This is a genomic window from Streptomyces sp. NPDC051677, assembly GCF_044453465.1.
In the GTDB taxonomy this organism is placed as follows: domain Bacteria; phylum Actinomycetota; class Actinomycetes; order Streptomycetales; family Streptomycetaceae; genus Streptomyces.
Map to the genome: position 1 here is coordinate 109,210 of NZ_JBITCT010000001.1, position 14,556 is coordinate 123,765.

Annotated in this window: 12 protein-coding genes; 7 read left to right on the forward strand and 5 right to left on the reverse strand. The window is 70.7% G+C overall.

Going from position 1 to position 14,556, the window contains the following annotated elements; translation table 11 throughout:
* Positions 1–5 precede the first annotated feature (5 nt).
* Positions 6–746 (forward strand): LON peptidase substrate-binding domain-containing protein, encoded by a 741-nt coding sequence (locus ACIBAF_RS00510; RefSeq protein ID WP_399460889.1) that lies wholly within the window; start codon positions 6–8, stop codon positions 744–746.
* A gap of 30 nt (positions 747–776) precedes the next feature.
* Positions 777–1,331, forward strand: a complete 555-nt coding sequence (gene ybaK / locus ACIBAF_RS00515) for a Cys-tRNA(Pro) deacylase (protein WP_399460890.1) — start codon at positions 777–779, stop codon at positions 1,329–1,331.
* A gap of 133 nt (positions 1,332–1,464) precedes the next feature.
* Here ybaK and ACIBAF_RS00520 read toward each other — a convergent pair whose 3' ends face one another.
* The 4 genes from ACIBAF_RS00520 to ACIBAF_RS00535 all read right to left on the reverse strand — a co-directional run bounded on the left by ACIBAF_RS00520 (position 1,465) and on the right by ACIBAF_RS00535 (position 5,411).
* On the reverse strand, positions 1,465–2,187 hold the full coding sequence (locus tag ACIBAF_RS00520; protein WP_399460891.1) for a hypothetical protein: 723 nt from the start codon (positions 2,185–2,187) through the stop codon (positions 1,465–1,467).
* 34 nt (positions 2,188–2,221) lie between these two features.
* Complete coding sequence (locus tag ACIBAF_RS00525; RefSeq protein ID WP_399460892.1) at positions 2,222–3,046, reverse strand: ABC transporter permease; 825 nt, start codon at positions 3,044–3,046, stop codon at positions 2,222–2,224.
* 64 nt (positions 3,047–3,110) lie between these two features.
* Positions 3,111–4,085, reverse strand: coding sequence for an ABC transporter ATP-binding protein (locus ACIBAF_RS00530; RefSeq protein WP_319671268.1), 975 nt, complete (start codon positions 4,083–4,085; stop codon positions 3,111–3,113).
* 108 nt (positions 4,086–4,193) lie between these two features.
* Positions 4,194–5,411 carry an NYN domain-containing protein gene (locus ACIBAF_RS00535; protein ID WP_399460893.1) on the reverse strand — a complete coding sequence of 406 codons (1,218 nt, stop codon included), beginning with the start codon at positions 5,409–5,411 and terminating at the stop codon, positions 4,194–4,196.
* A gap of 223 nt (positions 5,412–5,634) precedes the next feature.
* Here ACIBAF_RS00535 and ACIBAF_RS00540 point away from each other — a divergent pair, with 223 nt between their 5' ends.
* Complete coding sequence (locus tag ACIBAF_RS00540; protein WP_099937555.1) at positions 5,635–5,799, forward strand: hypothetical protein; 165 nt, start codon at positions 5,635–5,637, stop codon at positions 5,797–5,799.
* Positions 5,800–5,919: 120 nt separating this feature from the next.
* Here ACIBAF_RS00540 and dnaE read toward each other — a convergent pair whose 3' ends face one another.
* Positions 5,920–9,459, reverse strand: a complete 3,540-nt coding sequence (gene dnaE, locus ACIBAF_RS00545) for a DNA polymerase III subunit alpha (protein ID WP_399460894.1) — start codon at positions 9,457–9,459, stop codon at positions 5,920–5,922.
* 255 nt (positions 9,460–9,714) lie between these two features.
* Here dnaE and ACIBAF_RS00550 point away from each other — a divergent pair, with 255 nt between their 5' ends.
* The 4 genes from ACIBAF_RS00550 to ACIBAF_RS00565 all read left to right on the forward strand — a co-directional run bounded on the left by ACIBAF_RS00550 (position 9,715) and on the right by ACIBAF_RS00565 (position 14,499).
* On the forward strand, positions 9,715–11,040 hold the full coding sequence (locus tag ACIBAF_RS00550) for a DUF2252 domain-containing protein (protein ID WP_399460895.1): 1,326 nt from the start codon (positions 9,715–9,717) through the stop codon (positions 11,038–11,040).
* 81 nt (positions 11,041–11,121) lie between these two features.
* Positions 11,122–11,814: a hypothetical protein gene (locus ACIBAF_RS00555; protein ID WP_399460896.1), complete on the forward strand. Its 693-nt coding sequence runs from the start codon at positions 11,122–11,124 to the stop codon at positions 11,812–11,814.
* Positions 11,815–11,925: 111 nt separating this feature from the next.
* Positions 11,926–12,735, forward strand: coding sequence for a thioredoxin domain-containing protein (locus ACIBAF_RS00560; RefSeq protein ID WP_399460897.1), 810 nt, complete (start codon positions 11,926–11,928; stop codon positions 12,733–12,735).
* Positions 12,736–12,828: 93 nt separating this feature from the next.
* On the forward strand, positions 12,829–14,499 hold the full coding sequence (locus ACIBAF_RS00565; protein ID WP_399460898.1) for an alkaline phosphatase D family protein: 1,671 nt from the start codon (positions 12,829–12,831) through the stop codon (positions 14,497–14,499).
* Positions 14,500–14,556 lie beyond the last annotated feature (57 nt).

Consider the following 14,556-nt stretch of genomic DNA (forward strand, 5'->3'; position numbering starts at 1 on the left):
GCGTCGTGACCACCGTCCGCCTGCCGCTCTTCCCCCTGAACTCGGTGTTGTTCCCGGGACTCGTGCTCCCGCTCAACGTCTTCGAGGAGCGCTATCGCGCCATGATGCGCGACCTGTTGAAGACCCCCGAGGACGAATCGCGCCGGTTCGCCGTCGTCGCCATCCGCGACGGCCACGAGGTGGCGCCCACCGCCCCGGGGCTGCCCGACCAGACGGCGCTGCCCGAGCGCGGCCCCGCGGCCGGTTTCGGGGACGACCCGGTCAAGGCGCTGCACGGCGTCGGCTGTGTGGCCGACGCGGCGACGATCCGCGAGCGGGCCGACGGCACGTTCGAGGTGCTGGCGACGGGTACGACCCGCGTGAAGCTGCTGTCGGTGGACGCCTCGGGCCCGTTCCTGACGGCCGAGCTCCAGGAGCTGCCGGAGGACCCGGGCGACGAGGCGGGCGCCCTCGCGGAAGGCGTGCTGCGGGCCTTCCGCCAGTACCAGAAGCGCCTGGCGGGCGCCCGCGAACGCTCCCTGGCCACGGGCGCGGACCTCCCCGACGACCCGTCCGTCGTGTCGTACCTGGTGGCGGCCGCGATGATGCTGGACACCCCGACCAAGCAGCGCCTCCTCCAGGCCCCCGACACGGCCTCCCGGCTGCGGGACGAGCTGAGACTGCTGCGCGCGGAGACGGCGATCATCCGCAGCCTGCCCTCGCTGCCCGCGTCGGATCTGACGCGAGGCCCGACGAGTCTCAACTGAAGACACCTCAAGGCGACTGAAGGCCCGAGCATGGCGAAGAAGCCGAAGAAGCAACAGCACCGAATCGGGGCGCGCGAAGCGCATTCGAACAGGGATGGTGGCGGGCGACGGGTGGGCGGCACACCGGCGACGGTGGCCCTGACCGCGGCGGGCGTGGACTTCACGGTCCACGCCTACGACCACGACCCGAGCCACCCGTCCTACGGAGAGGAAGCGGCCGAGGCGATGGGCGTCTCCCCCGACCGGGTCTTCAAGACCCTGGTCGCGGACGTCGACGGCGCCCTCACGGTGGCGGTGGTCCCGGTCGCGGGCTCCCTCGACCTGAAGGCCCTGGCCTCGGCCGTCGGCGGCAAACGAGCGGCCATGGCCGACCCGACCCTGGCGGAACGCACCACGGGCTACGTCCGGGGCGGCATCTCCCCCCTCGGCCAGCGCAAGAGACTCCCCACGGTCCTCGACGACTCGGCGACGACCCACCCCACGATCTGCATCTCGGCGGGCCGCAGAGGCCTGGAGGTGGAGCTGTCGGGGACGGACCTGGCCAAGCTGACGGAAGCGGTACTGGCCCCGATCGCCCGAGGGTGAGCTCTCAGCCCGCCCGGCACGCCCAGCCCGTCCGGCGTTTGAGGACGAGGCCCCTTCAGGGCCGAAAGGGGGGTCTGGGGGCGCAGCCCCCAGGGATGGGAACGGGTAGGGGCGGCGGGGGCGACATCCCGCCCTAAGCCGCAGGCGCCCCGTACCCGTCCTTGGGCGGCACAGCCCCCTGCGCCTGATACGGATCAGGATCCCGAGGCCCGAACAGCGCCGTGAGCCCCAGATGCACCAGCGACCCGGCCAACGACCACGCCAGCAACGCCCCCTTCGCCCCGAGCTTCAACGGCGCCGAGAACGTCACCCCCTTGCCCGCGGCCCGCGCATGCGCCAGCACATCGGAGTCGGGCCCGAGCCACAGCCCCACCCGCCACGCCAGCAACGACCCGAGAAACCCGCCGAGCGCCAGTGCGACGACGAGCGGCACTCCCCCACGCCGCCGCCAGGCGAACGCCGCCACCGCACTCACCGCGCCGAACGCCAGAGCGAGCAGCGTGAACGTTCCGTCCACCCCGATCGCCTGCTCCCCCTCGGTGTCCTTGAAGTAGACGACCCAGTTGCCCTCCACCACGTCCCCCACCAGGGGCACCTTCGGCGCCAGCCACACCCACAGCAGCCCGAGCAGCACCCCGGTGAGTGCGACGCCCACCGTGATCACGGCGGCTTCCCGCAGTTCGGTCTTCATCCCGGGCCCGTCCTGTCCGTACGGCGCCTCGTGGGGCGCGGCGGCCATCCCCGCGTACCCTCCGGGCGACGGCGGCCACGCCTCGTGCGGAGACGGTTCGCGCCGGGACGGTTCACGCGGGGACGGTTCGTGCGGCGGCGGAGGCGGAGTCAGCGGTGCGGTCACCCTGCCATCGTGCCAGGCCCGCCTGTGCGGCGCGTCACCGGACGGCGGCCCGGCGGTACGCCCAGGTGGCGACGGCGAGCGACACGACGCCCACCCCCGCGCACACGGCGAGGTCCCCGAGGACGAACGCCCAGTCGGGATCCGCGCCGAACGTCCGCGCGAAGGCCTCGACGCCGTACGTCGACGGCAGCAGGTCGCGGGTGAAACGCACCGCCTCCGGCATCCGGTCCGGCGGCAGCACGCCCAGCAGCAGCGCGGCCGACATGCCGAGCTGTCCCAGCACGGTGGCCAGCTCCGGCCGCGGCGCGAGCAGCCCGAAGGCCGCCCCGAGCCCGGACAGCGCGGCGCCCGCCAGCGGGATCACGGCCGCGAGCACCCACAGGTGCGTCAGCGGCAGCCCGAACAGCACGCACCCGAACACGGCCGTCACCAGCGTCCCCGGCACGGTGAACGAGGCGTACGCCCCGGCCGCGCCCAGCACCACGGCCGCCGGCGGCACCGGAAGAGTCGCGTAGTGGTCCAGCCCGCCGCTCGCCCGCAGCTGTCCGAAGTACTGCGCGAGCAGGTTCAGCGCGACGAAGGCGACGACCAGCACGGCCGACCCCGCGACGACGGCCTCCGCCTCGCGGCCTCCGTCCACCACGCCCCGCATCATGATCAGGATGCCGACCGACTGGAAGGTCGCCACGAACAGCAGCGGAATGCGCGCCACCCGCGCCCGGGACAGCTGCGCCCGGTACACGGCCACGAGCGACGGCCACAGCCGCGCGCGCGGCGCCAGCTCGGCGACGGCGCGGCGGGCCGGCTCCGTGACGGCCCCGGCGCTCCCGGGCAGAACCTCGGCGGGTACGACACTCACGTGACGCTGCTCCTCTTCCCTACGGTTCTCATACCGTCCCATACGGAGACGACGGCCCTCGCGCTCATGCCCGCACCAGCCCTTGCCGCGCCGCCCCGCCCAGCGCCAGGTAGACGTCCTCCAGGCTCGGGGTGGCCAGCGTGAAGTCGTCGAGCGCGGCGAAGGCGGCCCCGCCGGTGACGGTGGCGACGATGGCGCGGGCCTCGTCGGGGGCGAGCCGCAGCGTCCAGCGGCGCCCCGACTCCACGGCCCGCTCGCGCAGGGCGGCGACCTCGGGCACGTCCAGCGGCGCCCGCTCCCGCCACACCAGCTCGACCCGCACCTCCCCGGCGACCTGCTCCTTGAGCCCGGAGGGCGTGTCACAGGCGATGACCCGGCCCTGGTCGAGGACGGCGACCCGGTCGAGGACGGTCTCCGCCTCGATGACGTTGTGGGTGACGAGCAGCACGGTCGCCCCGCGTTCGGCCCGCCGCCGGTCCACAGCGGCCCACACCGCCCGGCGTGCGACCGGGTCCATCCCGGTGGTGGGCTCGTCCAGCACCAGCAGGGGCCGCTCCCCCACCAGGACGGCCGCGAAGCAGGCCAGCCGCCGCTGCCCGCCGGACAGCTTGCGCAGCGGCCGCCCGGCGATCGGCGTGAGGCCCAGCTCGTCGAGGACGGCGTCCCGCTCCCGGCGGGCGGCGCGCACGTCGAGGCCGCGCAGCCGTCCGGTGGTCTCGGCGGCGAGGGAGACGGTGAGTTCGTCGAGGGCGGTGGACTCCTGACCGAGGTAGGCGAGGATCCGCGCGGCCCGCTCGGGGTGGCGCACGATGTCGTGGCCGAGGATCTCCACACTGCCCGTGTCCGGCCGCATGAGCCCGGTCAGCTGCCGGACGAGGGTGGACTTGCCGGCCCCGTTCGGCCCGAGCAGCCCGAAGATCTCACCGCGCCGGATGTCCAGCCGTACGTCGTCGGTGGCCCGGACCTCGGGAGTCGCGGGGGTGCCGCGCCGGCCCCGGACCGCCGGATAGGTCTTGGTCAGCCCGCGCACGGCGCACACGACCTCGTCCCCGTGCCGAGTCACCGGTGCCGCGCGCGTACTCACAAGGCACGAGACTACGGGGTCGGGGACCTCCGCTCGCCGTCGGGGGCGTCCCGAGTGCCCGGTTCAGTCCCCCGCCGGAGCGTGCTCCGCCGCCGTCCGTACGTCGACCTCACGCCAGAAGCCCGCCCGGATGGCGTACCGGTCGTGTTCGTCGATCTGGTCGTCCTTGTGGGCGAGCAGGCCGAAGCGGGCCGCGTACCGCAGCAGCTCGCCGTCGATGCGGTGCGGGATCCGCGGGTACATGCCCGACAGCTTCTGCAGATGGCCCTGGTCGCCGAGGCGTCCCATCCACCGGCGGGCGAAGACCTGCCCCACCTCGTAGGGGTCGCCGCCGACGGTGGTGATGTCCTCCTCGCGGTCGGCCCACCGCTGCTCCGCCGTGGTGACCTGCGCGAGCGTCGGCATCGCGGCGACCTCGGAGGGTTCGGCGGCGACGCCGGGGCGGTCGACCCAGCCCTTGTCGGAGGACCAGCGCAGGGTCGCGGTGGTGGGGTGCTGGACGGGCCGCTCGCCGGGTGCGCGCAGCGCCGCCAGGTCCTTGGGGGTCGGAACGCCCTTGGGCGCGGGGACGCGCTCCTGTGCGCCGTTCTGGGAGCCGCCGGCCGCGGAGGCGTGCTCGGCCTCCTCGGCGGTCCGCTCGGCGGCGGCGAGGCCGGAGTCGGGCAGCGGCGCGGAGAGGATCGCGGCGATCTCGGGCCGGGGCGCGGGCGGCGGGGCGCAGATCCCGCCGATCTCCTTGGCGCGGACCGCCTTGGTGATCCACGTACGGTCCAGGACGCGCCGTTCGTCGGCCTCGGCGACGAGGTCCTCGGACTGGTTGTAGTCGCCGTCGGCGGCCTGGACGGCCCACAGGTGGACGGCGACGCCGTGCTCCTTGGCGGCCATCATGCCGGGCAGCAGGTCGCCGTCGCCGGTGACGAGGACGACGTCGGAGCAGGCGCGGTTGCGGGCCAGCTCGGTCAGCTCGGCGTGCATGGCCGCGTCGACGCCCTTCTGGGCCCAGCGGCCGTCGCTGCGGGTCAGCGCGCCCAGCCGGACGGTCACCCGGGGCATCACGCGCAGCCTGCGGTGCTCGGGCTGGGGGACGCGGTCCGGCGCGCCGTCGAACCAGTAGATGCGCAGCAGTGGCCGCTCGGTCTCGGACTCGGCCTGTTCGCGCAGGCCCTGGACGAGGGCGGCGTGATCGACGGTGATCCGGGATCGCGAGGGCTCTCCGGCGAGGAGACTGGCGGCGGCCCCCAGCAGATACCCGGCGTCCACCAGGACGATGCAGCGGTCCACACGACTCACCCTCTTTACGGGAGGTTTGCTTTGGGCTTCCTTCGAGTCTGCCCGACCTGACGGGGGTTAACGGCCCGAACTCGATCTTCGGCGTGGCGTTTCAGGCACTTCCGCTCCGACAACCCCTGTTACAGACGGTAATTATCCGAAATGCGTCGTAAGTCAGCCTATGTGAATCTGGTCCCGTCTCTGGCCCTCAGATCCCCCCAGGAGGCAGATCACCATGGCCAAGAACAAGAAGCAGGATCGTAAACAGCCGCAGTCCGAGCGTGGTCAGCAGCAGGCCCAGCAGTCCTCGATGCAGGACCAGGCCGAGCAGCGCATCTCGCAGGTGACGCCTGCCGATGTCGCCCGCAAGGGCCGGCAGAAGCGCTTCGGCCACAACTGACGTCCTCAGGGCGGGCTGTTGCAGCCCGGGCACACCGAGGGGCGCATCCGAAACCGGATGCGCCCCTCGCGCTTGAGTCGCGTCAGCCTCGGCTCATCAGCCCGTCAGGCCGTCAGGCCGTCAGCCGGCCAGGCAGGACGGGCCGAGCAGCACCTTCAGGTCGCCGAACAGCGCGGGGTCGGGCTTGACCCGGTGCCGGTCCAGGCGCAGCACCGTCGTCTTCGTCGGGCCCTGGAGCTTGATGCGGACCTCGCTGTCGCCCTTGTGGTGGGTGAGGATCTCGCCGAGGCGGTTGATCATCGGCGGGGTGACCCGGGTGGCCGGGATGGTGAGGATCACGGGCGCGTTGGTGCCCGCGTTCGACAGGTCCGGCACCTGGAGCTCCATGGCGACGAGCCGCGGCACATCCTCCCGCTTGTCGAGGCGGCCCTTGACGAAGACGACGGCGTCCTCGACGAGTTGGGTCGACACGAGCTGGTAGGTCGCCGGGAAGAACATGCACTCGATGGAGCCGGCGAGGTCCTCCACGGTGGCGATCGCCCAGGCGTTGCCCTGCTTGGTCATCTTGCGCTGGAGACCGGAGATGATGCCGCCGATGGTCACCACCGCGCCGTCCGCGTGCTCGCCTCCGGTGAGCTGGGCGATGCCCGCGTCGGCCTTGTCGGACAGCACGTGCTCCAGGCCGAACAGCGGATGGTCGGAGACGTACAGACCGAGCATCTCCCGCTCCTGGGCGAGCAGATACGTCTTCTCCCACTCGTCGGTGGTGAACTCGACGTCGAGTCCGAAGCCGGGCTCGCTCGTCTCCTCCTCGCCCATGCCGCCGAAGAGGTCGAACTGGCCCTCGGCCTCCTTGCGCTTGACCGCGACCACGTTGTCGATCATCGGCTCGAACTGGGCGGTGAGGCCCTTGCGGGTGTGCCCGAGGGTGTCGAAGGCGCCCGCCTTGATCAGGGACTCCGTGGTGCGCTTGTTGCAGGCGACCGCCTCGACCTTGTCGAGGTAGTCGGGGAAGGAGGCGTACTTCCCCTTGGCCTTGCGGCTCCTGATGATCGACTCCACCACGTTGGTGCCGACGTTGCGGACGGCTTCGAGGCCGAAGAGGATCACGTCGTCGCCCTGGGCGGCGAAGTTGTGCACCGACTCGTTGACGTTCGGCGGGAGCACCTTGATGCCCATGCGCCGACACTCGTTGAGGTAGACGGCAGACTTGTCCTTGTCGTCCTTGACGGACGTGAGCAGCCCGGCCATGTACTCGGCGGGGTGGTTCGCCTTCAGATAGGCGGTCCAGTACGAGACCAGGCCGTACGCGGCGGAGTGCGCCTTGTTGAAGGCGTACCCGGCGAACGGGACCAGCACGTCCCACAGGGCCTGGATCGCCTCGTCGCTGTAGCCGTTCTTCTTGGCGCCGGCCTGGAAGATGGTGAAGTTCTTCGCCAGTTCGTCGGGCTTCTTCTTGCCCATCACGCGGCGCAGGATGTCGGCCTCGCCGAGCGAGTACCCGGCGATGATCTGGGCGGCCTTCTGCACCTGCTCCTGGTAGACGATCAGGCCGTAGGTGACGGCCAGGACCTCTTCCAGGGGCTCCTCCAGCTCCTTGTGGATCGGGGTGATCTCCTGGAGCTTGTTCTTGCGGAGCGCGTAGTTGGTGTGCGAGTCCATGCCCATCGGGCCCGGACGGTAGAGCGCGGAGACGGCGGAGATGTCTTCGAAGTTGTCGGGCTTCATCAGACGCAACAGCGAGCGCATGGGGCCGCCGTCGAACTGGAAGACGCCGAGGGTCTCGCCGCGCTGGAGCAGTTCGAAGGTCTTCGGATCGTCGAGCGGCAGGGCCAGCAGGTCGAGGTCGATGCCCTTGTTGGACTTCACCATCTTGACGGCGTCGTCCATGATCGTCAGGTTGCGCAGGCCGAGGAAGTCCATCTTCAGCAGGCCGAGCGACTCGCACTGCGGGTAGTCCCACTGGGTGATGGTCACGCCGTCCGTGTGCCGCACCCAGATCGGGGCGTGGTCGACGATGGGCTCGCTGGACATGATCACGCCGGCGGCGTGCACGCCCATCTGCCGGACCAGGCCCTCGACGCCCTTGGCGGTGTCGATGACCTTCTTGACGTCCGCCTCGTTCTCGTACATCGCGCGGATCTCGCCTGCCTCGCTGTAGCGGGGGTGCGAGGGGTCGGTGATGCCGTTGAGGTCGATGCCCTTGCCGAGGACGTCGGCGGGCATCGCCTTGGTGAGGCGGTCTCCCATGGCGTACGGGTAGCCCAGCACGCGCGCGGAGTCCTTGATCGCGTTCTTGGCCTTGATCTTGCCGTAGGTCCCGATCATGGCGACCTTGTCGGCGCCGTACTTCTCCGTCACGTACCGGATCACCTCGACGCGCCTGCGCTCGTCGAAGTCGATGTCGACATCCGGCATGGAGACGCGCTCGGGGTTGAGGAACCGCTCGAAGATCAGACCGTGCGGGATGGGGTCGAGGTCGGTGATGCCCATGGCGTAGGCGACGATCGAGCCGGCCGCGGAGCCTCGGCCGGGGCCGACCGCGATGCCGTTCTTCTTGGCCCACATGATGAAGTCGGCGACGACGAGGAAGTAGCCCGGGAACCCCATCTGGATGATGACGTCCATCTCGTACTCGACCTGCTTCTGCCGGTCCTCGGGGACGCCGCCGGGGAAGCGGCGGTCCATGCCCCGGCGGACCTCCTCCTTGAACCAGGTGACCTCGGTGAAGCCGTCGGGGATGTCGAACTTCGGCATGAGGTTCTTCGCCTCGAACATGCCGGCGGTGTCGATCTGCTCGGCGACCAGGAGGGTGTTGGCACAGCCCTCCTGCCAGGCGTCCGAGGAGTCGATGGCGTACATCTCGTCCGTGGACTTCAGGTAGTAGCCGGTGCCGTCGAACTTGAAGCGGTCGGGGTCGGAGAGGTTCTTGCCGGTCTGGATGCACAGCAGCGCGTCGTGCGCGGTCGCCTCGTGCGCGTACGTGTAGTGCGAGTCGTTCGTCACCAGCGGCGGGATGCCGAGCTTCTTGCCGATGTCGACGAGGCCGTCACGGACCCGGCGCTCGATCTCGATGCCGTGGTCCATCAGCTCCAGGAAGTAGCGGTCCTTGCCGAAGATGTCCTGGTAGTCGGAGGCCGCCTTCAGCGCCTCGTCGTACTGGCCGAGGCGCAGCCGGGTCTGGAGCTCGCCGGAGGGGCAGCCGGTGGAGGCGATGAGCCCCTCGGACCACTGGGCGATGGTCTCCTTGTCCATCCGGGGCCACTTCTGCAGCCAGCCCTCGGCGTACGCGTCGGAGGACAGCCGGAAGAGGTTGTGCAGGCCCGTCGCGTTCGCCGCCCAGATCGTCTTGTGGGTGTAACCACCCGAACCGGAGACGTCGTCGCGCTTCTGGTGCGGCTGGCCCCACTGGATCTTGCGCTTGTTGCGCCGCGACTCGGGGGCGACATACGCCTCGATCCCGATGATCGGGGTGACTCCGGCCTTCTTCGCGGAGTGGAAGAAGTCGTACGCCCCGTGCAGGTTGCCGTGGTCGGACATGGCGATATGGGTCATGCCCATCTCGTTGCACGCGTTGAACATGTCCTTCAGCCGCGCGGCACCGTCCAGCAGCGAGTACTGGGTGTGGACGTGCAGGTGCGTGAACGGCGGCTTTGACACGGCGTGGCCTCCATGGGGCGGTGCTGCGGCGCGAAGCGCCTCGTTGAGGGGTGGCGGTCGGGCGACGGGTGGGCACTCGGCGACAGGCTGGCGGACAGTCTGGGGGACAGCGTCGAAGTCTATGCCTCGGCACTGACACCCGGGCCGCTTCGCCGCGTACCTTCACTGCGGGGTGCGGGCACTTTCGTCCGACCCCGCCCGTTGGAGACGACAGAAACGCTGTCGTACATGTCATGCACCAGGAGGCACCCAGCGATGTCGGTTCCGCAGCTCAACGACGAGCACCGCGGCGAGGAGATCCTCGCCGTCTTCGACACCGCGTTCGGCGAGCTCCTGGCCGCCGACCCGGCCGCGTTCCGCGTGAAGTTCCGGAAGATGGCGGCCTCGGCGTTCGCGTTCTACCGGGGCACGGCGGGCCTCTTCTATCACGACCTCGACGCGGAGAAGCGGGGCGGCCCGTTCCTGGACGAGCGCACCTCGCGCGTGTGGATCCACGGCGATCTGCACGCGGAGAACTTCGGCACGTACATGGACGCCAACGGTCGGCTGATCTTCAACGTCAACGACTTCGACGAGGCGTACGTCGGCCCCTTCACCTGGGACCTCAAGCGCCTGTCCGCCTCCCTCGCCCTCATCGGCTACGCCAAGGCGCTCAGCGACGAGCAGATCAGCGAGCTGGTGGAGGTGTACGCGGGCGCGTACCGCGAGCGCATCCACGCCCTGGCCACCGGCGCCAAGAGCGACGAGGTGCCGCCGTTCACCCTGGACACCGCCCAGGGCCCGCTGCTCGACGCGCTGCGCGACGCCCGCTCCCTGACCCGCTTCGGACTGCTGGACTCCATGACGGAGATCCGTGACTTCGAGCGCCGCTTCGCGCCGGGCGGCGGCTCCATCGAGCTGGACGCCGCGACCCGCTACAAGGTCCTCGCGGCCTTCGACGGCTATCTGGAGACGCTGCCGGAGACGTCGCTGGCCCGCCCGGACTCCTACCGGGTGAAGGACGTCGTCGGCCGCCGTGGCATCGGCATCGGCTCGGCCGGTCTGCCGTCGTACAACATCCTTCTGGAGGGCCACAGCGACGCCCTGGAGAACGATGTCGTGATCTACATCAAGCAGGCCCAGACCCCGGCCGTCTCCCGGCACATCACCGACCCGGCGATCCGTGACTACTTCCAGCACGAGGGGCACCGCACGGTGATCTCCCAGCGGGCCCTGCAGGCGCACGCGGACCCGTGGCTGGGCTGGACCGAGCTGGACGGCGCGGGGCAGCTGGTCGCCGAGGTCTCGCCGTACGCGGTCGACCTGGACTGGGGCGACATCGACGACCCGGAGGAGATCGCCGGCGTCGTCGCCGACCTGGGCCGCGCGACGGCCACGATGCACGCGGCGGCGGACGACACCTCCGGCGAGTCCCTGGTCCCCTTCTCCACGGAGCGGGCCATCGACGCGGCGATCGCTGCCGACGAGGAGGGCTTCGCACCCCTGCTGGTCGACTTCGCGCACGCCTACGGGGCACGCGCGCGCGCCGACCACCAGATCTTCGTCGACCTGTTCCGCAACGGCCGGATTCCCGGCCTCTGACAACAGCTCTCTAACAGTCCGCCTTCTCACAGGGACCCTTTAGGGGTCTCTTACCGGAGCGCGTGACACACTTCCTCCGCTATGGACATATCCGGGACCCGCCTCAGAGCCGTACGCGCGGCGCTGTTCACGGCACTCGTCGTGACGCTCAGCACCGCGTCGCACGTGCTGCTGTCGCGGGCTCCGCTGCCGCTCAACACGGTGGCCGCCGTCGCGGCCGCCGTGTTCGCACTGGCGTACACGCTGGCGGGCCGCGAGTGCGGCTTCGGACGGATCGCCGCCCTGCTGATCCCGCTGGAGCTGGCGGCCGACACCGTCTTCACCACCGGCCAGCACGTCTGCTACGGCCGGGCCGGCGGCCCGGTCGCCGGCCCGCTCGCCTCGGTCGGCTGGGACGTGCTGTGCGGCAACGGCACGCCCGTCGGCAGCCCGCTGGCCCAGGTCACCGGCACCGACACCGACAAGCTCGGCGGTCTTCTCGCCCACGCCGACCCGGCCACCGCATGGCTGCTGCTCGCCGCGCACGTCACCGTCGGCCTGATCGCGGCCGCCTGGCTGCGCCGGGGCGAGCGGGCGCTGGCCCAGCTGCTGCGGGCGGCGACCGCGACCACCTTCCGCCCACTGCTGCTGGCCGTGGCCGCGGTGACCGTACGACGCGCCCCGGCGGCCCGCCGCCTGCCGCGGACCACGCGCCGTGCGACCACCGTCCGCGAGCGGATCCTCGTGCACTCCCTGGGGCGGCGTGGACCGCCGTGCTCGGCCGCCGCGCTCTGACCGGACCGTCCGTCCGACCAGGCTCGCGCACATGAGCGCCTGAGCACCCACCAGCAGTCCCCACACACACTTCCGCGCACCCCCTGTGCGCGTCCCCTTTTGGAGAACACCATGAGCAAGCGGAACAGCGCGGCGGCGAAGACGGCGGCCCGCGAGCGGCTGCGCATCGAGCGCGAGCGCGAGGCCAAGCGCGCCAAGGTCAGGCGGCAGATCATCGTCGCCTGCTCGGCCGTCGGCGTCCTGGCCGCGGCCGGCGGCATAGGCTACGCCGTCGTCCAGGCCAACAAGCCCAGCTACTGGGACGAGGCGAAGGACGCCAAGGTCGTCGCTCCCGCCAACACGACGGGCGCCGACGGCACCACCGTGGTCATCGGCAAGAGCACCGCGAAGAAGACCCTCAAGATCTACGAGGACCCGCGCTGCCCCGTGTGCGCGCAGTTCGAGCAGACCGTCGGCTCGACGGTGAAGAAGGACATCGACGACGGCAAGTTCAAGTTCCAGTACATCGGCGCCACGTTCATCGACAACAAGGACAACGGCGAGGGCTCCAAGAACGCGCTGAGCGCCCTGGGCGCCGCGCTGAACGTCAGCCCCGAGGCGTTCCTCGAGTACAAGACCGCGCTGTACTCGGCGAAGTGGCACCCGGACGAGTCGAGCGACGAGTTCAAGGACGACGCCTACCTCATCAAGGTCGCGAACACCGTCACCGCGCTGAAGAACAACACGAAGTTCCAGGACGCGGTCAAGAAGGGCACCTACGACGCCTGGGCGATGGCCATGTCGAAGACCTTCGACACCAACAAGGAGGGCGTGAACGGCACGCCGGGCTTCGTCATGGACGGCAAGCAGCTCAACAACGGCACCCCGCTGCTGACGGTGGCCGACTTCGACAAGGTGGTGGGCGAGGCCCTCAAGGGCTGACGCCGACGGGGAATCCAGCCGCCGCGTGAAGAGCGGGCGAACTTTCCGAGTTCGCCCGCTCTCTGCGCATACCGATCAGTAACCTGATCGGTCGTGACCAGTCGATACAGATCATCCGAGGCGCCTCAGGGCCCCAACTCCCTTTCGCCCCGCCGCCGTACGGTCGTCAAGGCCGCGGCGGCGACCGCTGTTCTGGCCGGCCCGCTCGCCGCCGCGCTCCCGGCCCGCGCCGCCGCGGACACCCCGGCCTTCCTGCACGGCCTCGCCTCCGGCGACCCGCTGCCCGACGGCGTGCTGCTGTGGACCCGCGTGACGCCCACCGCCGAGGCGGTACCCGGTTCCGGGCTCGGCCCCGACACCGAGGTGAGCTGGGTCGTCGCCAAGGACAAGGCGCTGACGAACATCGTGGCCAAGGGCTCCACCACCGCCTCGGCCGCGACCGACCACACCGTCAAGGCCGACATCCGGGGCCTTGCGCCCGCGACCGACTACTACTTCCGCTTCTCGGCCGGGGGCGCCGACTCCCCGGTGGCGCGCACCCGCACCGCGCCGGCGGCGGACGCGGCCGTCGCCTCCTTGCGCTTCGGCGTGGTCTCCTGCGCCAACTGGGAGGCCGGCTACTTCTCCTCGTACCGTCATCTCGCGGCCCGCGGCGACCTGGACGCCTGGCTGCACCTCGGCGACTACATCTACGAGTACGGCACCGGCGAGTACGGCGCCCGCGGCGTCGTCGTCCGGCAGACGGCGCCCACGCACGAGATCCTCACGCTCGCCGACTACCGCACCCGGCACGGCAAGTACAAGACGGACCCGGACCTCCAGGCCCTGCACGCCAAGGCGCCGGTCGTCGCGATCTGGGACGATCACGAGTTCGCCAACGACACCTGGTCGGGCGGCGCGGAGAACCACACCGAGGGCGCCGAGGGCGCCTGGTCGGCCCGTCAGGCGGCTGCCAAGCAGGCCTACTTCGAGTGGATGCCGGTCCGCCCGGCCCTCGCCGGCACCACCTACCGGCGGCTGCGTTTCGGCAAGCTCGCCGACCTGTCCCTGCTGGATCTGCGCTCGTTCCGTTCGCAGCAGGTCAAGGTCGGCAACGGCACCGTCGACGACCCGGACCGCACGATCACCGGCCGCGCCCAGCTCGACTGGCTGAAGGCCGGGTTGAAGGCGTCCGACACCACCTGGCGGCTGGTCGGCAACTCGGTGATGATCTCGCCGTTCGCCATCGGCTCGCTCTCCGCCGACCTGCTCAAGCCGCTCGCCAAGCTGCTCGGTCTGCCGCAGGAGGGCCTCGCCCTCAACACCGACCAGTGGGACGGCTACACCGACGACCGCCGCGAACTCCTCGCCCATCTGCGCTCGAACGCCATCGGCAACACCGTCTTCCTGACCGGTGACATCCACATGGCGTGGGCCAACGACGTGCCGGTGGACGCGGGCACCTACCCTCTGTCGGCCTCGGCCGCCACGGAGTTCGTGGTCACGTCGGTGACCTCCGACAACCTCGACGACATCGTCAAGGTCCCCGAGGGCACCCTCACCGCGCTGGCCTCACCGATCATCCGGGCCGCCAACCGGCACGTCCATTTCGTCGACACCGACCGGCACGGGTACGGCGTCCTGGACATCACCGCCGAGCGCGCGCAGATGGACTACTACGTCCTGTCCGACCGCACGAAAGCCGACGCGACCTCGGCCTGGGCCCGTTCGTACCGCACGCGCACCGGCACGCAGAAGGTCGAGCGCACCTACGACCCGGTGTAGAAAACAATTCCGGGCGGGGTCGGGAAGATCTTGGTAGCGTCGCGCACATTGTCGGAT